Here is a 26,868-nt window from a genome sequence, read left to right on the forward strand (position 1 = left end):
GTTTAAAATCTCACTCAATATAGAGTACTAAGCCTTTGAGGTATTCTGTTTCGGGATGGAAAATGTTGATCGGATGATCCGCGGGTTGGGAGAGTTGGTGCAGGACTTTTACTTTTCTTCCAGTCTCCATGGCTGCTGCGGCGATGGTGTGTGTAAAGAGACTTTTATCCACCACCTGACTGCAGGAGAACGTGAAAATGATTCCTCCCGGTTTGATTTTGCGGATTGCTTCCGCGTTTAATCGCTTATAAGCCTGCACCGCATTGTGTCGGGCTTTGATGTTTTTTGCAAAAGCTGGGGGATCAAGTACGATCAGATCAAAGTCATCTCCAATTTCCCGGATATATTTGACTACGTCTGCCACGATAGACTCATGTTTTCCTTTAAAACCGGGGTTTAACCCGACATTCTGTTCAGTGAGGGCAATGGCTTTGGAAGAAATATCAACTGAATGGACTTCTGAAGCACCTTCATTTAGGGCCAAAACGGAAAATCCACCGGAATAGCAGAAGGTATTCAACACCTTTTTTTGGTTGGAATAAGTCGAAACCAGTTTTCTGTTTTCCCGCTGATCAATAAAAAATCCGGTTTTTTGTCCTTTTTCCCAATCAATGCGATAGGTTGCTCCGTACTCCTGCACCAAATCGGTCTCCGCTCTTCCCCAAACCCATTCATTGGATTCGATGCCAAGATTCTTGGGTAGCGTCTCCGCGCTTTTGTCATAGACTCCCTTCAGCTTTTCTCCCAAAACAACCTGAAGTGCAGCCGAAATCTCAGCGATGTGCTTGTGAATTCCGATATGATGTGCCTGAATTACCGCTGTTCCATTGTAATAATCTACTATCAAACCCGGAAGCAGATCTCCTTCTCCATGGACCAATCTAAAAACGTTAGTCTCTTCATTATCAGTAAGTCCAAGGTTTTTTCTTAAGGCATAGGCTGAAGCAATTTTTTCATTCCAGAAGGCTTGGTCAATAGCTCTATCTTCAAAGGAAATAATCCGAACCATAATCGATCCCTGAGAGAAATGCCCAATTCCGAGGAACTCGTCTTTGGCAGAATATACCGATACCAAATCACCACTTTCCAATCCGGGATCTGCTTTGGCAATAGCACCTGAAAACACCCAATGATGACGTCGCTGAAGGGAAAATTCCTTGCTTCGCTGAAGAATAATTTTAGGATAACTCATAAGTCTCTGTGGGCTTGTTTGGGAAAAGGTAACTGCCAAAAATCATGGTAAAGATACTGGCTAAAAGTCCAAAAATATGGGATGCAATTTCAAAATCGAATTTATCGCAAATCAGGTAAGTGCTCATCCCGATAAACATGGACAGAATTGCTCCTGTTTTGGAAGCTTTTTTCCAATAAAGTCCTGCCGTCAATGGTGCAAATAAGGAAACCAGCAAAAGAATTGATGCCCCGGCCACCAGTTCGTAAATGTTGGAATCACGGGAAGCCATGTAAGTGGCAAGGAGGGCTACAAACAAAACACTAAGTCTCAAGATCCAAAGTAAATGAGCATCCTGGAGAGTTCCTTTGAACAGGGGGCGAATCAGGTTCTCTGAAATCAAAGCTGCCGGAGCCAGTAAACCTGAACTGGCTGTACTCATAATCGCTGAGATTAAAGCACCAAAGAAGATGATCTGAACGGGCAAACCGCCATGTGCCAAAACCATCGACGGAAGTAGCATCTGCTTGTTTTCGAGGTAGAGTTCGGGATAAAGCACCTTTGCTCCCAATGCAATAAATAGAGGTAAAAGCCCAAAAGTGAGATAAAAGCCCCCGGCCAAATAAGTGGATTGAACGGCGACTTTTTCAGATTTGGCAGACATGACCCGCTGGTAAATATCCTGGCTGGGAATGCTTCCGAGTCCCAAAATGATCCAAGCCCCGAAATAATTCACCCAGGAAGTAAAACCCGCGTCGGGAAAAAACTGAAAACTTCCTTCGGGAGCCTTGGACAAAATCTCAGTGACGCCACCTGCTTCCCTGCTGATCATCACCGTCACCCACACCAGACCAATGATAATCATTGCAGTCTGAATAAAGTCAGTAATTGAAATGGCCCACATTCCTCCGAGAAAGGTATATATCACTACAATTGCTGCGGAGAGTATGATTCCCTCCAATAGACTTAAATTGGTAACAGTGCCAAAAATTAAACTCAGGGCAACCAATTGGGCAGCGACGTAGCCAAAAAATACGGGAACCATGAAAATGGTCGCAAAGAACTCGACTTGTCTGCCAAATGCTTTTTTGAACACATCTCCGATGGTCAATACCCCCATTCTGTACATCGGGCGCAGGTAAAACATGCCGAACAAAATTAGGCAAAGGGCTCCTCCGAATGGATCTTCTATAACACCCTGAAGACCCTCTTCTAGGAAGACAGAGGATGCTCCGAAGATTGTTTCGGATCCAAACCAGGTGGCAAACAGGGCAGAGGCAGAAAGAAAAAGAGGCAGGGATCTCCCTGCCAATACAAAGTCGTTCGAATTTTTAACCAACTTGGAAGCCCAAGCTCCAACTGCAACTGTAATTGCCAGATAGAGGATGATCGCAGTCAGCAGCAATTTATTAGAGCTTAGCTTTTTCCATACATTTTTTCGCGAATTGCCTTGATCTCCTCACTTGCGAGGTAATCATCGTATGGCATACGGCGATCTATTGTTCCTTTCGGGGTAAATTCGATGATTCGGTTACAGGATGACTGCACAAAGGCATGATCATACGAGCTCATCAAAACGGTCCCGTTGAAATCTATGATTGCATTGTTGAAAGCCGTGATAGATTCCAAATCGAGGTGGTTGGTCGGTTCGTCCATCACCAGCAGGTTTGGATTTTGCAACATCATACGGGAGACCATGCAGCGGACTTTTTCACCACCTGAAAGGACCGCACATTTTTTAAGTGATTCTTCTCCTGTAAAAAGCATTCTACCCAGGAAAGTCCTCACGTGTGCTTCCTCCTGATTGCCGGAATATTGTCTCAGCCAGTCGATCAGGTTCAGATCAGTTTGGAAGTATTTGGAATTGTCATTGGGTAAATATGCCTTATTGATCGTCACTCCCCATTTCATTGAGCCTTTGGTTGCCGGTATTTCTTCCATAATGGTTTGGAAGAATTTGTTGACAGCCTGTTTGGTTTTGGAGATGAAGGCGATTTTGTCTCCCTTGTCCACCATCAGGTTCACGTCAGTAAAATAGGTTACGCCGTCTGCTTTCAGTTCCAGATTTTCAGTCATAAAAATCTGATCCCCAGCCTCACGCTCCGGCTTGAAGATGATGCCCGGATATTTTCTGGAAGAAGGCTCGATGTCATCGATATTGAGCTTTTCGATCATTTTCTTACGTGCCGTGGCCTGCTTGGACTTCGCCACGTTGGCGGAGAATCGATCGATGAAGGACTGCAATTCCTTTCGCTTGTCTTCTGCTTTCTTGTTGGAATCCGATCGCTGCTTGAGAGCTAGCTGAGAAGATTCGTACCAAAATGTATAGTTACCGGAGTAGATTTTGATTTTGCTGAAATCAATATCCACCACGTGTGTGGAAACAGTATCCAAGAAGTGTCTATCGTGGGAGACGACGATCACGATATTTTTGAAGTCGAGCAGGAAGTTCTCCAACCACTCGATGGTATCGGCATCCAAATCGTTTGTAGGTTCATCGAGAATCAGGATATCAGGGTTTCCAAATAGAGCCTGTGCAAGAAGAACACGTACTTTTTGATTACCGGCCAATTGATTCATAGGCAGGTAATGCAGATCCTCTGAAATTCCCAAACCGGAGAGGAGGGAAGCTGCATCGGATTCGGCATTCCATCCGTCCATTTCGGCAAACTCTGACTCCAGTTCAGAAGCTCTTAATCCATCAGCTTCGGTAAAGTCCTCTTTGAGGTAAAGGGCATCTTTCTCCGACATGATGGCATAGAGTTTTTGATGTCCCATCAGGACCGTCTTCAAAACCTCCACTTCATCAAATGCAAAGTGGTTTTGGCTCAAAACAGCCATTCGCTGTCCCGGAGTGATATTTACTGATCCACTGGTGGAGTCGATCTCACCGGAAAGGATTTTCAAAAAGGTGGATTTTCCCGCACCGTTGGCACCGATCACCCCGTAGCAGTTGCCATGGGTGAACTTGAGGCTGACCTCATCAAAGAGGGTACGTTTGCCAAACTTGAGGGATAAATTATCTACTGAAATCATGGAGGTATTTTGCTTTTAAGAGGCGCAAAGATAGGAAAATTAATTTTTTTAGTCTTATCTCAAATAGAGTCATCTTCACCTCTTTTCGGCATTCATCAAATTTTCCCAAAGAATAATTTTTCAGATTGTTATATTCCACCTTTCTTAAAGGCCCTGAGATTGATATGAAGTTTATGATTACGCGGTTGGTTTTGATTTTTATGCTGTTGGGCTATGGCTTTTCAGCATTTGGTCAACTCTCCACTGTAGGCAAGGAGTTTTGGGTTGGCTTCATGGAAAACAACCGTGTCCCCGGTTCGGGCAATAATCCTGGATCACCTGATTTTGCCGTCTTGGTCATTACTGCAAATGAAAACACCTCAGGAGTCTTGGAATATCAAAATGTTTCCACCCCATTTTCACTTACGGCCGGTCAGCAATTTACACTAAGGGTACCATCTCAGGATTTGGATCTGCTGCACCGAACATCGGGAGTGGTGGAAAACAAAGGAATTCACATCACTTCCACCGGAAAAATTGCGGTTCATGCATTTAATGAACGTTTTCGGAGTGCTGACGGTACGGTAGTGCTACCAATAGGTGCCTTGGGAAGAGATTATTATGTCACTTCTCATTTTGAAGTACTTACTGCGAGTGTGAATTACAACGGGAATATCAATAATGAAAGTACCCTTCTCGTAGTAGCGACAGAAGATAATACGGAAATCGAAGTCACTACAAGTGTCAACTCCATCAGTGGCAACCAAGCCGGTACACCATCAACAATCACTTTGAATCGTGGACAAAGCTATCAGATCAAAGCGAGGGGCGACCTGACCGGCTCGAGAGTGCGGGTGATTGGTAATAATGCAGATGAATGTAAAAAAATCGCAGTTTTTGGAGGGAATAAGTGGACTTCGGTGGGGAATTGCGGTCAGGCAAACGACCATCTTTTCCAGCAAGCATATCCTGTAAATACTTGGGGGACGAGTTTTGTGCATGTGGCCTTATCGGGAAGGACTTCCGGGGAATTAGTCAAGGTTCTGGCATCTGAAAACAACACAGAAGTTTTGGTAAACGGAACCTCCCGTGGAACCATAAATAGGGGAGAATTTTTAACCCTGGATTTTGGGATCAATGAATCCGGGAAAATTGATACTTCAAAGCCCGCTTCGGTTTCTGTTTTCTCCAAAAGTATGGCCTGTAACCAACCTAATGCCCCTGGGGCAATGACCGGTGACCCATTTATGATCACTTATAGCCCAAGTGAGCAGTTTTTGACCGGCTTGACTTTTAACGCCATTAATTTGCCATCGATTACCAATCATTATGTCAATGTGGTAGTGAAGACCGGAACTGAAAATTCAACTTTTCTCGATGGACAAAACGTCGGAGGTTTTTTTTCTACCCTTCCAGGTGATCCTTCTTTCCAATATGCCCGAATCAATATTTCACAGGGAGTGCATCAACTTCGAAATGTAAATGGATTTGCAGCCTATGTGTACGGATTTGGTGAATTGGAATCCTATGGATATGCAGCAGGAGCGGCTTTGGATAATCTGAATTTTGTGGCAGATGCGGCCTACGAGTTTGACGTGGATGGGGAAAAAGTTGCTTGTCTCAATCAGGAGGGTACTTGGACGATCAATTCTGAAAATCCCGACTTCGAATACTTTGTTTGGGACTTTGGAGATGGTACGCCCACAGTGATTGGTCAGGAAGTAGGGCACACATTTGAAAAGCCAGGTCTCTATGAAGTAAAAGTTTTAGCGGCCTTGTCTCCTAATTCATGCGATGAGCAAGAAGAAGTAACTTTTGAGATAGAGGTTTTGGAAGCTAAGGCCGAGCTATTGGGAGAGGACTCAGTTTGCCCGGAAGTGGAAGAGGTAATGTACCGGATAAAAGATCTCCTCAACATTTCGCGGGGTACTTTTGAAGTGGAGGGGGGAGTGATCGTGGAAGATTATGGGGATTCGGTGTTAGTCAACTGGGGCTTAGCAAATCCGGATGCCAAACTGATATTGATTCCTTATTCTGAAAATGGCTGCCCCGGAGCTCCTGTAGAATTGCCGGTAGTCATCAATCAAAGAATAGTAGTAAACGCCGCATTAGGAGAGCAAAAAGTTTGTTTTGATCCGGCGGTCCCACATGTCTACACCGCACCCAATGCCGTGAGTGGCAGGGGATATGACTGGACTGTAACAGGCGGTCAGATTATTTCCGGTCAGGGCCTATCAAAAATCGAGGTGAGTTGGGATCAACCGGGACTCATTGGGACTGTAGAATACACTGCCTTTAGTATGACAGACTCTCAATGTGAAGGAAAAGCGGCTTCCATTCAAGTGGAGGTCGCAAATGAGTTTATAGCCGAAGTTCAAGGAATCACAGCAGTCGGGTGCTCGAGCGAAAAAACAGGTCAGATTACCTTGGATATCCAGGGAGGTATAGGGCCTTACAAGTATACCTGGCTTCATGACCCTACGCTGAATTCCCCGATAGTCTCCAAGCTTTCGGCAGGCACATATTCCGTAAAAGTTTTGGATCAATTAGGCTGTGAGCGCTTGATTGAAAATATTGAAGTCGAACAACCGGCGCCATTGGCGGTCACACGACTGACACCTGTCGGAGCTTCTTGCTATGGTAAGCCGGATGGTCAGTTGACCTTGAATGTCACTGGTGGAGTAGCCCCTTATATTTTTAATTATCAAGGAGTAAAAACATTTTCAGGATCGATTTCTTTTGCTGATTTGCCTCAGGGTAACTATGCCTGGGAAATAAAAGACAGCAATGGTTGTGTCATCCCTGTGAATTTTGAAATAACCTCTCCTCTTGCCTTGGAAGTTGAAGTCAGAATGGAAAAGCCTGCCTGTCCAGGAGGATCTAATGGAGAATTGTTTGCTTTTCCCAAAGGAGGAGATGCTCCATTTATCTACCTCTGGAGAGATACCAGACTGAGCGGAAGCGCTGTAACTGGACTCAAGGCAGGTACTTATGAGCTTGAGGTTCGGGATGCCTCAGGCTGTGTTAGTATTGGAGAAGGAACAGTAAAAGAAGCAACTCCCGAAGTGCGGATGCCGACCGGATTTGATCCAAGGCAAGCTCCGGGTGTTTACATGGGAGTTTCAAACTGTGAGACCGAATTTGAGTTATGGATCTATAATCGGTGGGGTCAACTTATTTATTCCGGAAATTCAGGCTGGGATGGCACGGTTTCTGAGAGTAAGGCCCCAAGCGGAACCTATTCATATACTGTCACTTACCGATATGTTTTGGAAGGGAAGCCAGAAGTAGCTAATATCAAAGGATCTTTCACCCTAGTAAGATAGAAAAGTGCCAGTTGCCCTAACCCCAACCCATTGAAAAAGTTATTTTATTGAAATGAAGCACAAAGAAAGATTAATGATCTTTTTCTTGTGCATTTCATTTTTCATAAGCTTCAGAGCCAATGCTCAGCTTAGCACACTTGGTAGAGAATTTTATGTGGGATTTATGGAGAATAACAAAACCTCCACCGCTCCCGATCAGGCCTTAATTAGCATTACGGCCAATGAAGATGCCACCGGTACCTTAACCTACGGTGGCAATGTGATTCCTTTTGCTCTTACAAAAGGAAAAGTTTTTACACATGCCATCCCTTCTCAGACATACGATTTGCTTCATCGAAATTCTGAGGTTATTGAATCCAAGTCGCTAAAAATTTTTTCAAACGGAGACATCGCAGTTCACGCTTTTAATTTAAGGACCAATAGTGCTGACGGTACAGTTGTCTTACCTATTACCTCCCTTGGAAAAGAATACTTTGTCACTGCGCATTATAATCCTAAGTCTAATACATCCTCCGATTTAGAAAGTACACTTTTAGTAGTTGCCATAGAGGATGATACCCGGGTGGAAGTTACTCCCACTACTTCCACGGTAAAGGGAAACCCTGCCGGTAACCCCTTAATATTTACATTGAACGCGGGCCAGACTTATCAAGTCAAAAGTGAAGGTGACTTGACAGGAACTCGTGTGAGGGTTACCAATGGGACGGATGGGGACTGTAAAAATGTAGCTGTTTTTGGAGGAAATAAAATAACTTATGGCGGCTCTTGTGTCTTAACCGGTAATCTTGAACTGACTGGTGATCATCTTTTTCAACAGGCTTTTCCTGTTTTCACTTGGGGAAAATCTTTTACTCATATTCCGCTCTTGGGTAGGACCTCCGGAGAAATCGTCAAAGTTCTTGCTTCTGAAAACGGAACCGAAGTCATTGTCAATGGCCAATCCAAGGGGATTATCAATCAGGGGAGTTTTCTCGAAGTGGAATTTGCGAAGGATGAAGTTGCTATGATCGAAACCTCTAAGCCATCAGCTGTTTCGGTGATCTCAAAAAGTTGGGTGTGCGATGAAGTCTTTAATAACAAATTAGGTGACCCCTTTCTTCTTACTTACAATCCTAACAATCAAAAAATCAAACAGGCAATTTTTAATTCTTTGAGTGGAGCGGGTTTTATCAATCATTACGTGAATATACTTCTTGAAACTTCCTCAATTAGTTCTACTCGACTGAACAACAAGCAAATAGATTCTGAATTTAAACCCGTTCCGGGCAATCCACAATTATCGTTTGCAAGAATCAAACTGGCAGCAGGGCCAAATTCAATTTCCAATCCCGATGGATTTATTGCTTATGCCTATGGAATGGGAGTTCAATCTTCGTATGGGTTTTCGGCGGGTGCTAATCTGGAGAGTACAAAGTTTGAAGCGACAAGTAATTATGATTTTGAGGTGATAGGAGACCAGGTGGCTTGCATGAATCAAGAAGGCATTTGGTCTATTAATCCTGAAAATGAAAACTACACGCTTTTTACCTGGAACTTTGGAGATGGATCGACTTCAGTTAATGGTCAGGAGGTAGCTCATACTTTTAAGTCTGAAGGCAAATTCCAAGTAAAGGTTCTCGCTTCTTATGGGAGTGCTAGTTGTGGGGTAGAGCGAAATTTCGTTTTCGAAGTTGAGGTGAAAAAAGTTTCTTTAGAACTCATAGGGCCAGAAAGTACCTGTTCGGCGCTAGCTATAACGTATACCTTGGAGAATCCATCGAATTTTGACCGGATCATTTGGGAGGCGGTGGAAGGGGGGGAAATAGTATCCCAAACAGAGGAATCCATTACAATCCTATGGCAGGAAGCGTCTGAGGAGGGGAAAATTGTTGCAATTCCGGTTGCTGAAAATGGCTGTTTGGGCGATGCAATTGTGAAAACGGTAAAACTTGGAGTAGCACAGTCTGAAGATAGCCCAATTGGCCCGACTCAAGTCTGTGGGCCAATTTTGTCAGAAGTAAACTATGAAGTCCCAAATGCTTCATCACAAAAAAAATACGAGTGGAGCATAGTAGGAGGTGAAATTAAATCCGGTCAAAACACCTCGAAAGTGGAGGTGTTGTGGGGCATCAATTCTCCTGAATTTTCTATTTTTTATACTGAGACGCCATTGGAAAATACCACTGAGGCCTGTCCCAAAATATCCAAAACTCTTGTAGTCGATAAAATCGAACCTTTGAAGATCGATACAATCAATACCACTGCTCCCAATTGTCCCGGAGAGGGTGGAGGTTCTATTGTTATTAAAGTTTCGGGTGGATCAGGAGAGCAAGATATCATTTGGTCTCATGTGCCTGACTTAAACTCCGGAACTGCAGATAATCTGAAGGCTGGTCTATACAAAGTCACTGTAAAAGACCGCTCAGGCTGCGGAATTTTAGTTCAGGAAATTGAATTAAAGGAGCCGGAAAATTTAAGATTTATTGGAGAACCGGAGTATTTCCCAATCACATGCTCAGGTGCAAGTGACGGTGGATTTAAGGTTAAAGTCCTCGGTGGCTTTCCGCCTTATTCAGTCGAGGGGATTGAGTCAGCTTGGGATGGTGATTTTTTAACTGTTAGCGGATTGGCCCAGGGAAAATTTTCACTTTACCTAGTAGACGCAAAAGGATGTAGTCTCCCTGTTGGAGGAGAGATTAAAGGAGTTCAGCCACTTACCTTGAATTTTGTTCAAGAAAGTCCAGGTTGTCCCGGAGGCAACAACGGATCTCTATCAGTCCTCGTCACAGGTGGAGTTCCTCCCTATAAATATTCATGGGCTGAAAGTGGTGTTGCTGTAGCTTCTTTTACCGGTAAGTCATCTTCCAATAGTAGTGCAGTACTCCGGGCAATTCCTTCCGGAGAATATACGGTAACAGTTACTGACTTTAATGGTTGTAGTTTGGTGTCCTATGGAATTGTAGAGGAAGTTAAGCCTCAAGTTAGGATGCCAACTGGATTTAAGCCCCAAGATGGATCTTTTAAGCCAGTTTCGAATTGTTATCTAGACTTCAGAATGCAGGTGTTCAACAAATGGGGTCAGGTAGTTTATTGGGGAACTGAGGGATGGGATGGAATGCTAAAAGGTAAAGAAGCACCTGTAGGGACTTATTCTTATATAGTAATTTATCAATTCCCCGTGAATGGGGAATTCCAAGTTGAAGAAATTCATGGAGGTTTCGCTTTGATCAGGTAAATTGAAGCAGATTGTGGGGAGGAGAAATTATGAACCCAAAATGGTGGATTAATAAATTATGCCTTTTACTGTTTTTCGTTCTGGGAAACGGTTTTTTTGCGTTAGCCCAGCTTAATACAGTGGGTCGTGAATTTTACATTGGTTTTTTGCAGAATGGCAGAAGTCTGGATTCTGTGAATGTCCAGTCTGAAAAAGCGGTGTTGATTATCACAGCAAACGAAAAATCTTCCGGCACCATCCAAACACCCCTTCAGACAGTTTCATTTGATTTGGCCAAAGGCCAACGACTGATAAAGGAATTTGACGGGATGGCTGAGGGATTGATTCACACCGAATCCGAGCGAGTCAGCCAAAAATTTCTGCACGTAATTTCTACAGGCAATATAGCTGTTCATGCCTTGAATGGCAGGTCTTACAGTACAGGTGGTACGGTGGTTTTGCCGGTAGAATCGCTCGGCCTCGATTATATGGTCATGTCGCATCATGAAAAACCATTTGTTTCCAATTCCAGCCTGAATCATACCACACTCGAAAGTTCGATGGTCATCGTGGGGACAGCGGCAAATACACAGGTAGAGATCATTCCTTCGGTTCGGACCTCCACAGGAGTACCGGCCAATTATTCCTTGAAAATAGTTTTGAACGAAGGGGAATCTTATCAGATCAAATCCGATGAAGATCTGACGGGGACCTTGGTTAAGGTACTGAATGATAATAATACAAATTGTAAAAATGTTGCTGTCTTTGCCGGCAACAGGATGTCCAGTTCGGGTACTTGTGGAACGACCGGAGACCACTTTTTTCAGCAAACCTATCCGAGCAAAACCTGGGGTAATTCCTTTATTCATGTTCCTCAAAAAGACAGGACTTCGGGGGAATTTGTGAAGGTTTTGGCTTTGGAGAATGGTACCCGAGTAGCAGTCAACGGTGTCTTAAAAACCACCCTAAACGCCGGAAAATTCATCCGGCTTGAGTTTGGAAAAAATGAAGTGGCCAGCATCGTGACCTCCAAACCCAGTTCGGTTGCAGTCATTTCCAAAAGCGGTTTCTGCAATGAGTTTTTCGCTGCCTCACTCGGCGACCCCAACTTTTTTTCCTATTCCCCAAACGGGCAAATGATCAAGGAAATCCAATTTTCGACTGGACTTCTTTTTGGTCGCTTCAACCCTAAAATCGACCATTTTCTGAATATTATCATTCCAAAAGGCGCTTCTAAAAAGACCTTATTGAATAGTCAAAATATCAGTAGTCAGTTTAAAGTGGTCCCGGGAAGCAATTATGAGTTTGCGCAGGTTCAAATTCCCGAAGGGGTCAATCAGCTGGTAAATCCAGAGGGGTTTATCGCATATGCTTACGGATCGGGTCAAATTGAATCTTATGGCTTTGTGGTAGGGACAGGAGTGGAAAGTATTCAATTTGAAACAGACACCAAATATCCCTTCGAGGTTATCGGGCAAAAAGTGGCCTGTTTAGACCAATTGGGAACTTGGGAAATTTCTCCGGGAAACAAGACTTACACGGAGTTTACCTGGTCGTTTGGAGACAATACACCCGTAGCGGTCGGTAAAAAAGTTTCTCACCTTTTCGGAAAACCGGGAAAATTTATTGTCACAATCCTCGCTTCAACCGGTGAAGGACTTTGTGATAAGCAGGAGACATTTCGCTTTGAAGTGGAAGTAAAGGATCTTAATCCTATCCTGATCGGACCGACATCTGTTTGTCCTTTGATAGATGAATTCACCTACACACTTGAAGACACAGCCAATATGGATCGGGTAAGTTGGGAGATCAGTGGAGGAGTTATTCTTGAAAAAACACCCAACTCGGTGAAAGTTAAATGGGGTGATCCCAATCCAAACGCAAAACTGACGGCAACTCCATATACAGATCAGGGATGCCCTGGCAAATCCTTGGTGTTGGATGTGGCAATTACAGAGACGATTGAGCCTGCCTTGCCCCTTGGCAGCTCTGGACTATGTGGCCCAAATGAGGTTTTGATTTATAAAGTGCCTTTTCAGACTTCAGGAAGGACCTATACTTGGACAGTTTCCGGTGGGAATTTGATATCAGGACAAAATTCCCCCCAAGTAGCAGTTCTCTGGGAACTCAACGCCCCTTCAAAAACCATTTTCTTTGAGGAAACCAGTACGCTAAATGGTGCATGCGCAGGAATTTCTGAAGTGTTGGAGGTGAAAATCTATCCGGAATTCAAGATGAATGCCTCGGATGTGCTCAATCCGGCTTGCCCTGGTGAGAGTAATGGAAGCATCAGATTAAACCCTGTTGGAGGATCAGGAAGCTATAAATTTCTTTGGAAGCATGATCCAAATTTGAAAATCGGAAAAGCCGAAAACCTGCCTAGCGGCATCTATGAAGTGACCGTTTCGGATCAGACAGGATGTGATTCCAAGCTATTGAAGTTTGAATTGACTCAACCTGAGCCTTTGAGTTTGGCAGGACCTGTTGAGGTGTATGAGAATTCTTGCTTTGGCGCTTCAGATGGGGGATTTATTATTCCCTTAAAGGGAGGGAATCCCCCCTTTGTGGCAGCGGGCTTTGAGTCATTGTGGGATGGAAAAGAGTTAAGAGTTTTTGGTCTTGGAGCTAAATCATACGATTTGACTGTGTTGGATAGCCGGGGTTGTTCCATTAAGATTTCATCTACTATACAAGGACCTGAAGAGATTTCAGTTATTGCAAAAGTCGGAAATCCGGGTTGTGAGGGAAGTTTGGATGGTGAACTGGAACTCAAAATAGAAGGGGGAGTAGGGCCTTATACTGTGCTATGGGAATCCGGTCAAACTGGACCGAGGATCACCGAACTTCCATATGGAGAATTTGGATATACCGTAACGGATGGAAACGGATGCGTCCTGAAAGGAATGGCCGTAGTAAATCAGGCAAGACCTGAAGTGAGAATGCCGACAGGATTTAATCCGAAAGAAGGAGTTTATCAGCCCATTTCCAATTGTAGTATTTCGTATCGCTTGACTATTTGGGATCGTTGGGGAGGGATGATTTACTATGGAACCGAGGGTTGGAATGGTTTGATTAGAGCGGTCGAAGCGCCTTCCTATACCTATTCTTACCACATTCGGTACACCTATTTTTTAGAGGGGAAAGAGACCTCCACTGAGAAAAGCGGAACTTTTATGTTAATCCGCTAAGTTTTTGCCTGTCTGTCTGGAGTATTTGAATAGTTTTGCTTCAGAAAGATTTTTAAACACCCATGAAGAAAATTTTAATTACAGGAGGAGCAGGATATATTGGTTCTCACACTGCTGTTGAACTGTGGAAAGCAGGAATGGAACCGATAATATTGGATGATTTATCCAATTCAGATCCTACGGTTTTGGATCGGCTCGAAGAAATTACAGGGAAAAGATTCGCCTTTTATCAGGGAGACTGTAATAAAAAATCCTTGCTTAAGTCAATCGCTGAAAAACATAAAATTGAAGGGGTGATTCATTTTGCAGCGTTTAAGGCAGTGGGGGAGAGTACGCAGCAGCCCTTGAAGTATTATAGAAACAATGTGGGTTCATTGCTTGTCTTGTTGAAATTTATGGAGGAAAAAGGCATTAAAGATCTTGTTTTTTCTTCCTCCTGTACGGTGTATGGACAGCCGGAGGTGCTTCCTGTGACAGAATCTACCCCAAGACAGGAGGCGGAAAGTCCCTATGGAAACACCAAAAAAATCTGTGAAGATATTTTGGTTGACTGTGTTAAAAGTGAAATGGGGATTCGGGTGATTTCGCTTCGTTATTTCAATCCAGTCGGAGCACACCCAAGTGCAAAAATCGGAGAATTGCCATTGGGAACGCCAAACAATCTGGTTCCTTTCATTACACAAGTAGCTGCAGGAATCCGTGAAAAATTGACTGTTTTCGGGGACGATTACGATACAGTAGATGGCAGCTGTGTACGGGATTACATTCATGTGGTGGATTTGGCAGAAGCTCATGTCAAGGCTTTGGCCTATCTCAATAAACAGGAGAATAATTTTTACGATGTGTTCAATGTGGGCACAGGCAATGGAAATTCAGTTTTGGAAGTCATCCATGCATTCGAAAAAGTAAGCGGAGTGAAGCTTAACTATCAGGTCGGTCCAAGAAGACCCGGTGATGTAGTGAAAACTTGGGCAGACACCACCAAAATAAATAATGTCCTGGGTTGGAAGGCAAAGTATTCCCTGGAAGATTCCATGCGTGACAGCTGGAACTGGCAGAAGAGTTTAGACTGATAATTTGGACCTTCCTCGGAAATTTCATTTTCGAGGAGGAGTTCTAGGGTTTCAAATTATTGGACTTTAAAAACAATTACAAAAGATGCGAAAACTTTTTGGATTGGTGCTGATATGCTTATGGAGTTCATTTGCTTCGGCCCAACATAGGTATATTCTCAAAGTTATAGACCAAGAAAGCCTAAAGGCACTTCCTGGGGCCAGTATTCATATTCTTGAACTCAAGAATGTTGGTGTTACTGAACAAAATGGAACTTGGGTTTTTGAGGACATCCCCTCAGGGACTTTCACGTTTGAAGTCAACTTTGTAGGCTATGAAAGCCAAAAATTCAAACGCACTTTTCCATCTACTACTCAAGGTGAAACTATAGCCCTTCACCCAGAAGAAGATGAAATGGAAACAATACTTATCGAATCCACGAGATCAAGTCGGGTGATTTCTGATATTCCAACGAGAGTAGAGGTCATTGCAGGTGAGGAACTAGCCGAAAAAGGAAATATGAAACCCGGTGATATCCGGATGTTGCTGAATGAAAGCACGGGAATTCAAACCCAGCAGACTTCGGCTACAAGCTACAACTCCAGCATAAGGATTCAGGGTTTGGATGGGAAATACACACAATTGCTTCGTGACGGACTACCGCTGTATACCGGCTATTCTGGTGGACTAAGTCTCATGCAGATCGCACCTTTGGATTTAGCTCAGGTTGAGGTGGTCAAAGGTTCCTCATCCACCCTTTACGGCGGCGGAGCCATTGCAGGACTTGTTAACCTGATTTCCAAAAAACCAGTTCAGGATGGTGGAATTGATGTCTTAATCAATGGAACTTCTGCCTTGGGACTCGATGCCAGTGGATTTTATTCCGAAAAATTCGGTAAGTTGGGAAGTACTTTTTTTGGATCTTATAATAAGAGTTCCGCTTACGATCCAGCTGATATTGGCCTAACGGCAATCCCCAAATTTGACAGATTTACCCTCAATCCGAAGCTGTTTTGGAATCCTAACGTCCGTAGTGAACTGGTATTGGGGGTCAATTGGACCAAGGAAAGCCGACTAGGTGGCAATCTGGATTTTATTCAGGGAAATAAGGTGACAAATCCATATTTTGAAAACAACCAAACAAACCGAGTTTCAACACAGCTGACCTACAAACAAGATCTAGAAGAAGGAGTGAGGCTAAGCTTTAAAAACAGCTTCAATTTCTTTAATCGGGAAATTGCCATACCTGATTTTGAATTTGGAGGAAATCAATTTTCAAGTTTTTCAGAAGTTCACCTAAGTAAATTTCGAGATCATTCGGAATGGATAGGTGGGATTAATCTTTGGACAGAAAATTTCAGGCAAAATCCGGGTGACTCCGATCAAGTCCTGGATTATTGGCTAAATACTTTTGGCGCATTCCTTCAGAATCTCTGGAATATTTCTCCGGCGTGGACTCTGGAATCCGGCTTCCGCGTAGATGCTCAAAAGGATTATGGAGTTTTTGCCCTGCCAAAGGTTTCACTGATGGTAGAGCCAAGTGAATTACTTACTTTCCGAATGGGAGGAGGCTTGGGTTATAAATCTCCGACAGTTTTTACAGAGGAAACTGAGCGGTTGTCATTCCGCAATGTTAGGCCCATTGATCCAAGACGATTGGAAGCAGAACGTTCAGCAGGTGCTAATTTTGATGTGAATTACCGAATGGCAATGGGTGAAGAATTGACTCTCAGTACCAATGTTTTGTTTTTTTATACGCGTATCAATAATCCACTCATATTGGATTTTGATGGTTCTTTTTATACTTATCGACAACCTGAAGGCCAGCTTCAAACACAAGGCATGGAGGTAAACTTGAAGTGGGAATACAGGGATCTAAAGTTGTTTGTCGGGTATACCCTTGCTGATGTCAGCCTGCGGATCAATCAACGTAAGGAGGTATATCCCCTAGTAGCTAAACACCGACTCAATAATGTATTGATGTATGAAAAACACGAAAGTTTCAGAGTAGGTTTTGAGGCCTATTACTTCAGTCCTCAATTGCTCAATGATGGAGCTACCGGTCAATCCTATTGGATCCTTGGCTTAATGACTGAAAAGAAGTTAGGAGGTAATTTTTCGATTTTCCTGAATTTTGAAAATTTTCTCGATACTCGGCAGACAGGCTTTGATACCATTTTTACAGGTAGTATTTCAAGGCCTGAGTTTCGGGATATCTATGCGCCTGTGGATGGGTTTGTTATCAATGGAGGAATTAAGTTTCATTTATAAAGTTGAATTAATTGGTAATCCTGAAACCGTGATTATGAATCTGGATTGCCCAATTCTTCGCTCCCCTTTTCGATAATGACCTCTTTTGTCACCACTTTCATGGCGAAATCAGAAGGGTGGATTTCCGCCTCGTACTTTTCAGCATATACTCTGGTAAATGCTGCTCCAAAGAAAAGTATCAGGCAGGAATAAGACACCCAAAGTAAAATCAGGACCACCGAGCCTGCTGCACCATAAATCGAATCGGGATTTGCAGCTCCAAAATAAAAGGAAAGCAATATTTTCCCCAAATTGAACAGTACGGCGGTCATAAAACCTCCAAGCCAAACTGATCTCCATTTGATCTCCATATCAGGCATAAATCTAAAAATCAACACAAACAATAATCCCAAAACAAAAGTGGATAGACCAAACTCAAAGCTCTGGGCCAGATAAACTAAGCTGGGTTCCCAAAGTTGGGCAAGGAATTCGCTCAATACCGTTAATGCCGTGGAAACCACAAAGCTGATGATCAATAGAAAGGCAATCACCATCACAAATCCCAAACTCAAGGCTCGGTCCTTTACTACTTTCCAAATTCCCGCATCCGGATCTAACTTGACACTCCAGATTTCATTCATTGAAATCTGAAGCTGATAAAATACCCCCGTAGCGCCAAAAATCATTATTGCGACCCCCATGATGGTGGCAAAGACGGACTGTCCATCATTTCTTGAATTTTCGATAATGTCCACCACCGATTGGGCAGCCTCGGGGCCTATGGCCTCTGAAATCTCCTCAGTGATCTCTCCCTGCACGATTTCAGTACCCCAAAAAGTACCCACCAAATTGATGATAACGATAAGTAATCCGGGTAAGGATAACACCGCGTAATAGGCGACCACGGCTCCCAATCTCCATGGATTGTTTTTATTCCAGAGCTTACCTGTCTCCAATAAAAGTTTGGGGAGGTGCTTTATTTGAAATCCTTGTTTTTTTACCATTATGATATTTCTTGGGGTTTAAATAGGCAATAAAGAAGCCAAGAAACGATTTCGATCAAAATCATTCCATACAAGGACTTTAATCTAGTGAAGGAGAGATCCGTTTTTCTGTTTTAAAAAGAATTTAGGCTTGGATTGGAGTTTGCCTATCCCGTTATCTAACATCTGTTTAGTTGAGAAAAAACAAACTTTGCCTAATTCCCGATTGATCGATTAGAGGATTTTCCTATTTCCAGATAATCAGGAAGAAAAAAGGATTAGAACAAATAATACGGGTAAACTTTGGTTGGTCATGCATCGGTAATTTTTGTATTTTGAAAAATATATGCTGAACAAAATATCTTTTGTCCCGATGGGACTTATCTCCGATTTTGTCATTAATCAAGGATTAGAGGCTAAAACCTTCGGCTAAAAGATGATTCGTCCATACGGGACTAAAATGAGGAAGCAACGACCTGTGTTACAATTTATCATTGTTTATCGGGGTTGAACCATATTGCTAGAAGGACCAATTGTCGTCCATAAAAATGTCGTAGGCATGAGTGATTTCATGTGTTTATAATTTGATTTTTATTTGCCACATGGAATGCCCTAAATAATCATTCCCCTGTGTGAGATGCCATTCTCATGGGCATTTCATGTGTTTATAATTTTTTCTTTAAGGCCACATGGAATCTCGAATGGTCGATAATCATCCCAGTGTGTGACTTTTTAGTCATGCCTGTCTGCCTCAGGCAGGCTCGATTTCATGTGTTTATAATTTGATTTTTATTTGCCACATGGAATGCTCTAAATAATCATCCCCCTGTGTGAGAGTTTTTTCTCATGGGCATTTCATCTGTTTATAATTTGATTTTTTTGGTCAGATGCCCGCCTGTATTCGGACAGGGAATCTCGCAAGTTTGATAATCATTCCAGTGTCTGACTTTTTAGTCATGCCTGTCTGCCTCAGGCAGGCCTGCTTGTGGCAGACAAGCTCGATTTCATGTCTGAAAAATTACCTGATTAGAACCGCACAAACCTCCATTTATCGAATCGATGACTACTGCTCCTATTTATTTATTTATTTATTTTCTTCACTACCAGCTCTTTATACCCAAAAGTTGGGTCTGTTTCTCGATGGTAAATATGATTTGGATCTTCGCCGATCACCACTTCCAAAGTGGTGTAGACAAGGTTGCCATCGAGCAAATGTCCGCCAATCGTGCGTCCGGTACTATCACTTACAGAAAGGTGAACATGATTTCCCTCAGTACTGAGCAAACCAGTAAGTGACACCACTTCAAAATGTCCTTCCCCTTGACTGCCATCAGGTTGATTGGCAAAGCGAAGGTTATATTGGGTAAGACTGCCTACTGCCGACATAATAAAACCCGCTTCGATCTGATTGTTTGCAATAAATTTCTTTAACTCAGGCAACACATCATCACCGGGATGAAGGCGGATTGTATGTACACGAAGGGAAGAATTCATCGGAGTGGGTTTATTACACTGAAGAAATAACAAACAAAACAATAAGGCTAAGGTCGTTTTAGAAAATCGCATGCATTGGGTATTTGACAAAGAATAGCACCAATTTAAAATTGGTCTTGATATATATGAGTGGTTACAAACTCCTCGACAAAAGTCCAAACTCCACGCATTGGGAGATAGGGCCTCCAAATTACAAATTTGGAGGAGCAATCAATACCCTGCCGCCTGCCCGTCTTTTCTGGATTCTGATGCTCCGATATAGACTTTGCGGACCTTGTCGTAATAGATCGCTTGATAGCCGCCATAGGGCCCAATGCTGTACTCGATGCGGTGGCCCATTTCTTCCAGTTGACGGATGACTTCATAAGAAAAACCGCTCTCCAAGTTGAGCGAACCTCCTGTGGTCATCTTGGATCCTGTGGGTTCGGACGAACCGTTATGCCGCATTCTTGGTGCATCTCCGGCTTCCTGGAAATTCATTCCAAAATCAATCAGATTGACCACAATCTGTGTATGTCCCTGAGGCTGCACCGAACCTCCCATCAAACCAAAACTTAGCCAAGGATCTCCGTCTTTGGTGATAAATGCCGGAATAATTGTGTGAAATGGTCTTTTGCCCTTGGCCAGCGAATTCCAGTGGTTTGCGTCTTGTACATTGAACTGTTGCCCGCGATTTTGCAGGACGAAACCCAATCCATCCGGCACCATGCCCGACCCAAACTCATCGTAAATGCTTTGAATAAAAGAAACCATGTTGCCGTCTTTGTCCGCCACGGTCAGGTAAGTCGTATTTCCCTTTTCAATATCTCCTGCAGGGTAGGATAGGGCCGCTTTGTTGGGATCGATGAGTTTGCGGCGCTCTGCTGCGTATGCTTTGGAGATCAGTAGCTCCATAGGGATTTGATTGAAGGCCGGATCGGCGTAGAACTTTGCCCGATCTTCAAAAGCCAGTTTCTTCGCCTCTGTGAGTACATGTAAGTATTCCGCACTTCCAAAGCCCATGGACTTGATGTCATATCCTTCAAGGATGTTGAGCATTTGCAGCACGGCAATGCCCTGACCGTTTGGGGGAAGTTCCCACACGTCATAGCCCCGATAATTGGTACTGACGGGATCGACCCATTCCGAAGTGTGTTTTTTCAGGTCTTCATATCGAAGATAGCCCTCATTTTCTTTCATAAATCGGTCGATGGTCCGAGCGATTTCTCCTTCATAAAAAGCCGATCTACCTTCCTTAGCAATTAGAGCATAGGACCTAGCTAAGTCGGGATTCTTGAATATTTCGCCTTTTTTCGGAGTGGTTTTGCCGTTGGGCATGTAGGTTTTGCGGAAACCGGGAATGTCCTGCATTTCCGGCCAATGACTGTTCATCTGCCAGGCAATTACTTCTGAGACGGGGAAACCACTGTTTCCGTAATCGATGGAAGGCTGAAGTATCTCCTGCATGCTGAGTTTGCCGAAGCGCTTGTGCATCTCAAACCAACCGTCCACACATCCCGGAACTGAAACTGGAAGCGGGCCAAGAAGCGGGACATAGCTTAATCCTTTTTCCTTGAAAACCTCCATCGTCAGACTCTCGGGAGCTCTTCCGCTACCATTGAATCCGTAGAGTTTCTTCGTTTTTGCATCCCAAATGATCGCAAAGACATCGCCTCCAATTCCGCAGGCATTGGGTTCCACCAAGCCAAGCATGGCATTGGCAGCGATGGCAGCATCCATGGCCGAACCGCCTTTTTTCAAAATATCTAAGGCAACTTGCGTGGCAAGTGGTTGGCTGGTTGCGGCCATCCCGTTTTGTGCTAGGACTTCAGATCGAGTGGTGAAAGTTTTGCCGGTGACCCGGTCTTGGGAAAATGAGAGTAAGGGAACTAGGATTCCAGCGAGGAGGAGTGATAAGGCTTTCATTGCTTACAAAGTGTTTTTTTTTTCAATTCTTCAATTTTCTGATTTTATCCTCAAACCAGTCAAGGGTTTTGTCCGAAAGTATAACAGTTGACCAGTAAAAATAAAGCGAACAGCATTAGTGGCTTTTTAGTGTTCAAAACCATACTTTCCATAAAAGAACTGAACTTTATAATTCAACTAAAATAACAAATTTATTCCAATACCCTTACCAATAGCCTTTCTGATACTTTTTCACTCAGAGTTTCCATAGGGTGATCCGGATAGCTGACGACAATGCTCTGATCGTAGGCTTCCCGCGAAATCACTTTCAGATGGACTCCCAGACTGAGCTTTCTGCTGTTTAGAAATTCCAAAAACTCTGTCGAGGAATTGGTCAGTGCAGTAAGTTGGACGGTTTGATTTGGTTTGCAGGATGAAAGTGGGGTATAAGAAAACTCCTGCATTCTTCCCTGATTATCAGGTATTGGTGAACCATGCGGATCGATAGTCGGATGACCCAGCATTTCATCCATTCGCTCAAAAAATTTCGGGGCATGAATATGCTCGATCTGTTCGGCCACTTCATGCACTTCTTCCCAACCAAAGCCCATTTTTTTCACCAAAAACATTTCAGTCAAACGATGCTTTCGCACTATCAAAGCTGCTTCTTTTTGACCTTTTGGAGTAAGGATGACAGGTTTGTATTTCTCATAAATCACCCAATCACTCTTCTGAAGGCTTTTTACCATGCTATTCGCTGTGGGCATGCTGACTTTTAAGCCATTTGCCAAATCCGAAATATTGACCTCTCCTTGCCCATTTGAAAGGTTATAAAGTGCTTTTAAATAATTCTCTTCGGTAGAGGAAGCCATAGCTGGGAATTTGATCCGGTCAAAAGTACGACAACGTATATTAGAAAAACAAATTTGTTAGAATGATCTAACTTATTACTTTTGTGTATCTAATAAAAATATCACTCGAAAACTTTCAATGCTTTTCTCCAGTCTATCCATAAATTTTAAGATCTCTTTTTCGGAATATTCGATTAAATGCAATAATGTTGCATTTATGATTCAATCAATTCGAAGAAGCTCAATGCTTATGCTTTTATTTTTCACTCTGAATTCAGTTCTTGCACAGCAAAGTGTGAAGGGGAGAGTCTTGAGTGCTAAGGGGCCCTTGGAATTTGCCAATGTCCTGATTAAGGAGAAAAGCCTCGGTGCGGTAACTGACAGCCTTGGGAATTTTGAAATAAATAGGCTTGAAGCGGGTCTGTATACCATTCAGGTTTCCTTGATTGGCTTTGAAAAACAGACAAAACGGATCACTGTTCCCCTAGAAAGCAATTTTTTGACTTTTGACTTGTCTCCTCTTGACGGTTCTTTGGATGAAGTAGTGGTAAGCGGCACAATGCAGGAAGTTTCCAAGCTGGATAGCCCTGTGCCGGTTGAAGTGTACAAAGCCGCCTTTTTCAAAGCAAATCCTACACCTTCCCTTTTTGAATCGCTACAAAATGTCAACGGTGTCCGTCCACAAATCAACTGTAATGTTTGCAATACCGGTGATATACATATCAATGGTTTGGAGGGTCCGTATACCATGATTTTGATTGACGGGATGCCGATCGTAAGTGGATTGGCAACAGTATATGGATTGACTGGAATTCCGCAATCGCTGATTGACCGGATCGAAGTAGTCAAAGGTCCGGCTTCCACGCTTTATGGTTCAGAGGCAGTCGGGGGCTTGATCAATGTGATCACCAAAAGACCCGAAATCGCCCCATTGGTATCTGTGGATGCTTTTGCCACCGGTTGGGGAGAAGTCAATGCTGATCTGGGGATCAAAAGTGCCCTATCGAAATCAATCCAGTCACTGAGTGGAGTGAATGTGTTTTGGTATGACAACCCCATCGACAACAACAGAGACGGGTTTACCGACCTGACTTTGCAAAAGAGGATTTCGCTTTTCCAGAAATTTGAAATTCAACGAAAAGGAGGAAGAGCCTTTAACCTGGCAGGTAGGTATGTGAATGAAAACCGCTGGGGAGGTCAGATGAACTGGACCGAAGCTGATCGGGGAGGGGATGATGTGTATGGAGAAAGTATTGAGACTAATCGCTGGGAAGCCTTTGGAACCTACCAATTGCCGGTAAAAGAACTGGTTAATTTCCAGTTTTCAGCAAATGGGCACAAGCAGAATTCTTACTATGGAACGACCTTTTATTTGGCAGACCAAACTATTGCTTTTGGGCAGCTGACCTGGGTAAAAGAGGCCGGAAAACATAATTTATTTTTGGGTTCAGCCTATCGGTACACCTATTATGACGACAATACTACCGCTACTTCCAAAGAAGGAGGAAGTGAAAATTTTCCTTCTGAAATCCATTTACCGGGGATTTTTGTGCAGGACGAGATTCGCTTCAATTCCAGCCAAAGTTTATTGGCCGGGATCCGCTACGATTACAACAGTGTTCACGGCAATATTTTTTCCCCAAGAGTCAATTACAAGTGGGTATCCCAAGATAGAAGTACGGTGTTTAGGATTTCGGCCGGTAATGGATTTCGGGTAGCCAATGTTTTCACAGAGGATCATGCGGCTCTGACAGGTGCTCGGGAGGTAGTATTTGCAGAGGAATTAGCTCCGGAAAGGAGTTGGAATACCAACTTGAATTTGGTGAAAAAGATCTATTCGGATCAGGGAAATTATTTCGGATTGGACGGATCGATTTTCTACACCCATTTTACCAACCGCATCCTGCCCGACTACGAAACGAACCCCAATCAGATCATTTATGCCAATCTGGATGGTAGCGCAGTGTCCAAAGGGATATCTTTGAATGTGGATGCAGTTTGGAACTCAGGTTTCAAGGTATTGGCCGGCGCCACTTTGATGGATGTAAGTTTGAATGAAGGTGGAGAAAAAATACGCCAACTGCTCACTGAGCGATTTTCGGGTGTTTGGACCATTGGCTATGCGTTTCAAAACTTGGGTTTGAGCATTGATTACACCGGCAATGTGTACAGTCCGATGCGACTGCCGCTCTTGGGGGAATTGGACGATCGTCCGGAGTTTTCTCCTTGGTGGAGCATTCAGAATATCCAGTTGACAAAATCATTTGGAAAAAAGTGGGAGGTCTATGGTGGAGTGAAAAACCTGCTGAATTTCACTCCTCCTGCCAATAGCATTGCGCGGTCATTTGATCCTTTTGACAAGGGAGTGGAGTTTGATCGGGGTGGAAATGTGATTCCTACACCAACCAATCCCAATGCATTGACTTTTGATCCTACTTATGTCTTTGCCCCGAATCAGGGAATTAGAGGATTTCTTGGGCTGAGGTTTACTTTTGATTAAAAAAAAGCCCGAGGTTAATCGGGCTTTTGAGGTGTTTCAATTCTGGTATTAACTGAAGTAATTTTTTAATCCGTCTAATCTTTCCACCAATTCACCCTCAACTTTTCTGTAATCTTTTGGATCGGAAAGCGGGGCGCTCACGGAAAAGTAATACTTGATTTTTGGCTCTGTTCCAGAAGGTCTCGCTGAAATCTTGCTGCCGTCTGATAGATAAAACTGCATGACATTGGACTTGTCCATTTCCAAATTTTCTACCTTTCCTGTTTTTAGATGAGTGATCGTAGAATTCTTTACATCCACAATTCGCTCTACCTCGATGCCGTTCATCTGCGTTGGTGGATTTGTTCTGAATCCGTTCATCAAGGCTTGAATCTGTTCTGCACCGTCTTTTCCTTTTTTGGTCACAGAAATCAAAGACTCTTTATAGAAGCCAAACTTGGAATAAATTTCAGCCAAAACATCGAAGGTGTTTTTCCCCTGTTGTTTATAGTAGGCGATCAACTCAGCGAAAATCGCAGCAGCACTTACTGCATCCTTGTCTCTGACAAAATCGCCAACCAGGTAGCCATAGGACTCTTCCCCACCTCCGATATAGGTTTCTTTGCCCTCTAGTTTGAGTATAATGGCGGCAATATTTTTAAAACCGGTCAATACATTAAAGCATTTCACACCGAATCCTTCGGCAATTTCATTGATCAATTCGGTGGTGACAATGGTGTTGACCATAAATTGATTTCCGTCCAGTTTACCGGCTTCCTGCCATTTACTAAGGAGATAATAGCTCAACAATGCCCCCGACTGATTTCCATTGAGGAGTTCAAATTCACCTTTTTCATTGGGGACGACAGCAGCATATCGGTCACCGTCGGGATCACAGGCAAGGACAAGTTCGGCGTTTACCTTCCTGCCTAATTCGATTGCCATAGTTAGGGCCTCAGCTTCCTCCGGATTTGGATAAATTACAGTTGGAAAATTTCCATCCGGTTCAGCTTGTTCTTTGACGATATGTATGTTTTCAAATCCATAAGCCTTGAGAGCGGCAGGGACCATTTTGCCAGAGGCCCCATGGATTGGAGAGAAAACGATGGGTATGTTTTTTTGACTGCTAATCGCCTCAGGCGATAAGCTTAAGCCTTTGACTAATTCTAAATAGATAGCGTCAAAATCTTCCTCAATGTATTCGAATAAGGCTTCGTTTTTATTCCAATTAACTTGGTCAAAAGAGGTGATCTTCTGAACTTCCTTAATGATGTTGGTGTCATGAGGCGCCACTACCTGCGCTCCGTCTTCCCAGTAGGCTTTATAGCCATTGTACTCTTTGGGATTATGTGAGGCAGTGATCATTACTCCGGATTTGCAGCCAAAATGGCGTACAGCAAAGGAAAGCATAGGCGTTGGCCTCATTTCTTTGAAATAGAGAACCTTTATCCCGTTTGCGGTGAAGACATCAGCAGTGGTTTTTGCAAATAGCGTATTATTGATGCGGCAATCATGTGTGATCGCTACTTTGATGTCCTGCCCGGGAAAGGATTTCAAAAGGTAATTTGCCAATCCCTGTGTGGCCATTCCAATCGTGTAGACATTCATTCGATTGGTACCCACACCCATTAGTCCTCTTAATCCTCCGGTTCCGAACTCCAGATCTTGATAAAAGGAATCCACCAATTCGGTGGGATTTTCCGAAATTAATTTTTTGATTGATGCTTTGGTGTCAGCATCTACATTTCCATCCAGCCAGCTTTGCGCTTTGCTAAGGATTGCAGGGTCGATTGAACTCATTTTTTTAAAAATTTCTGTGTGGTTCCAAGTTAGATAAAATGTCAAAAAATGCCACTTCTTATCAATAAATGATCGAATATGATTTGCAATAGCGATTACAGGTGAATTTTATAAGAAGTGGATTTTTATATGTTAAGATAAAAGTTACTTTAGAATCTAAATTACTTTGATTTCTAGCGTC

At 43.3% G+C, this 26,868-nt stretch carries 14 protein-coding genes; 6 read left to right on the plus strand and 8 right to left on the minus strand.

From position 1 onward, the window contains the following. Nucleotides 1–10 precede the first annotated feature (10 nt). From Q8M62_RS14855 to Q8M62_RS14865, 3 genes are read right to left on the minus strand one after another with little or no spacing between them, the layout of a single operon-like run. The gene (locus Q8M62_RS14855) at nucleotides 11–1,192 is read right to left on the minus strand and encodes a class I SAM-dependent rRNA methyltransferase (RefSeq protein ID WP_304899669.1); all 1,182 of its coding nucleotides are present in this window, start codon (nucleotides 1,190–1,192) and stop codon (nucleotides 11–13) included. Continuing rightward, nucleotides 1,179–2,576, minus strand: a complete 1,398-nt coding sequence (locus tag Q8M62_RS14860; protein WP_304899668.1) for a sodium:solute symporter family protein — start codon at nucleotides 2,574–2,576, stop codon at nucleotides 1,179–1,181. The genes Q8M62_RS14855 and Q8M62_RS14860 overlap by 14 nt, the downstream gene beginning before the upstream one ends. A gap of 11 nt (nucleotides 2,577–2,587) precedes the next feature. Further along, nucleotides 2,588–4,207 (minus strand): ABC-F family ATP-binding cassette domain-containing protein, encoded by a 1,620-nt coding sequence (locus Q8M62_RS14865; protein WP_304899667.1) that lies wholly within the window; start codon nucleotides 4,205–4,207, stop codon nucleotides 2,588–2,590. A 173-nt stretch (nucleotides 4,208–4,380) separates the two neighbouring features. Here Q8M62_RS14865 and Q8M62_RS14870 point away from each other — a divergent pair, with 173 nt between their 5' ends. From Q8M62_RS14870 to Q8M62_RS14890, 5 genes are all read left to right on the plus strand, one after another. After that, a complete protein-coding gene (locus Q8M62_RS14870; protein ID WP_304899666.1) occupies nucleotides 4,381–7,512 on the plus strand; it encodes a PKD domain-containing protein in 3,132 nt (1,043 codons plus the stop codon). Between the two features lie 52 nt (nucleotides 7,513–7,564). Beyond that, nucleotides 7,565–10,726 (plus strand): PKD domain-containing protein, encoded by a 3,162-nt coding sequence (locus tag Q8M62_RS14875; protein WP_304899665.1) that lies wholly within the window; start codon nucleotides 7,565–7,567, stop codon nucleotides 10,724–10,726. 29 nt (nucleotides 10,727–10,755) lie between these two features. Continuing rightward, nucleotides 10,756–13,893, plus strand: a complete 3,138-nt coding sequence (locus Q8M62_RS14880) for a PKD domain-containing protein (protein WP_304899664.1) — start codon at nucleotides 10,756–10,758, stop codon at nucleotides 13,891–13,893. Between the two features lie 62 nt (nucleotides 13,894–13,955). Further along, nucleotides 13,956–14,966, plus strand: coding sequence for a UDP-glucose 4-epimerase GalE (gene galE, locus Q8M62_RS14885; protein ID WP_304899663.1), 1,011 nt, complete (start codon nucleotides 13,956–13,958; stop codon nucleotides 14,964–14,966). Nucleotides 14,967–15,051: 85 nt separating this feature from the next. After that, nucleotides 15,052–17,217 carry a TonB-dependent receptor domain-containing protein gene (locus Q8M62_RS14890; protein ID WP_304899662.1) on the plus strand — a complete coding sequence of 722 codons (2,166 nt, stop codon included), beginning with the start codon at nucleotides 15,052–15,054 and terminating at the stop codon, nucleotides 17,215–17,217. Nucleotides 17,218–17,249: 32 nt separating this feature from the next. On the opposite strand, the gene Q8M62_RS14895 is transcribed toward Q8M62_RS14890, so the two are convergent. From Q8M62_RS14895 to Q8M62_RS14910, 4 genes are all read right to left on the minus strand, one after another. Next, nucleotides 17,250–18,200, minus strand: coding sequence for a YihY/virulence factor BrkB family protein (locus tag Q8M62_RS14895; RefSeq protein ID WP_304899661.1), 951 nt, complete (start codon nucleotides 18,198–18,200; stop codon nucleotides 17,250–17,252). Between the two features lie 1,059 nt (nucleotides 18,201–19,259). Continuing rightward, the gene (locus Q8M62_RS14900; RefSeq protein WP_304901642.1) at nucleotides 19,260–19,673 is read right to left on the minus strand and encodes a PPC domain-containing DNA-binding protein; all 414 of its coding nucleotides are present in this window, start codon (nucleotides 19,671–19,673) and stop codon (nucleotides 19,260–19,262) included. A gap of 210 nt (nucleotides 19,674–19,883) precedes the next feature. Next, on the minus strand, nucleotides 19,884–21,578 hold the full coding sequence (gene ggt, locus Q8M62_RS14905) for a gamma-glutamyltransferase (RefSeq protein ID WP_304901641.1): 1,695 nt from the start codon (nucleotides 21,576–21,578) through the stop codon (nucleotides 19,884–19,886). 191 nt (nucleotides 21,579–21,769) lie between these two features. Next, complete coding sequence (locus Q8M62_RS14910) at nucleotides 21,770–22,429, minus strand: metal-dependent transcriptional regulator (protein ID WP_304901640.1); 660 nt, start codon at nucleotides 22,427–22,429, stop codon at nucleotides 21,770–21,772. Between the two features lie 223 nt (nucleotides 22,430–22,652). Here Q8M62_RS14910 and Q8M62_RS14915 point away from each other — a divergent pair, with 223 nt between their 5' ends. Further along, complete coding sequence (locus tag Q8M62_RS14915; RefSeq protein WP_304901644.1) at nucleotides 22,653–24,908, plus strand: TonB-dependent receptor; 2,256 nt, start codon at nucleotides 22,653–22,655, stop codon at nucleotides 24,906–24,908. Between the two features lie 48 nt (nucleotides 24,909–24,956). Here Q8M62_RS14915 and Q8M62_RS14920 read toward each other — a convergent pair whose 3' ends face one another. Further along, the gene (locus Q8M62_RS14920) at nucleotides 24,957–26,687 is read right to left on the minus strand and encodes a phospho-sugar mutase (protein WP_304901639.1); all 1,731 of its coding nucleotides are present in this window, start codon (nucleotides 26,685–26,687) and stop codon (nucleotides 24,957–24,959) included. Nucleotides 26,688–26,868: the final 181 nt, after the last annotated feature.

Origin of the sequence: Algoriphagus sp., from assembly GCF_030694375.1 — a bacterium.
GTDB lineage: Bacteria > Bacteroidota > Bacteroidia > Cytophagales > Cyclobacteriaceae > Algoriphagus.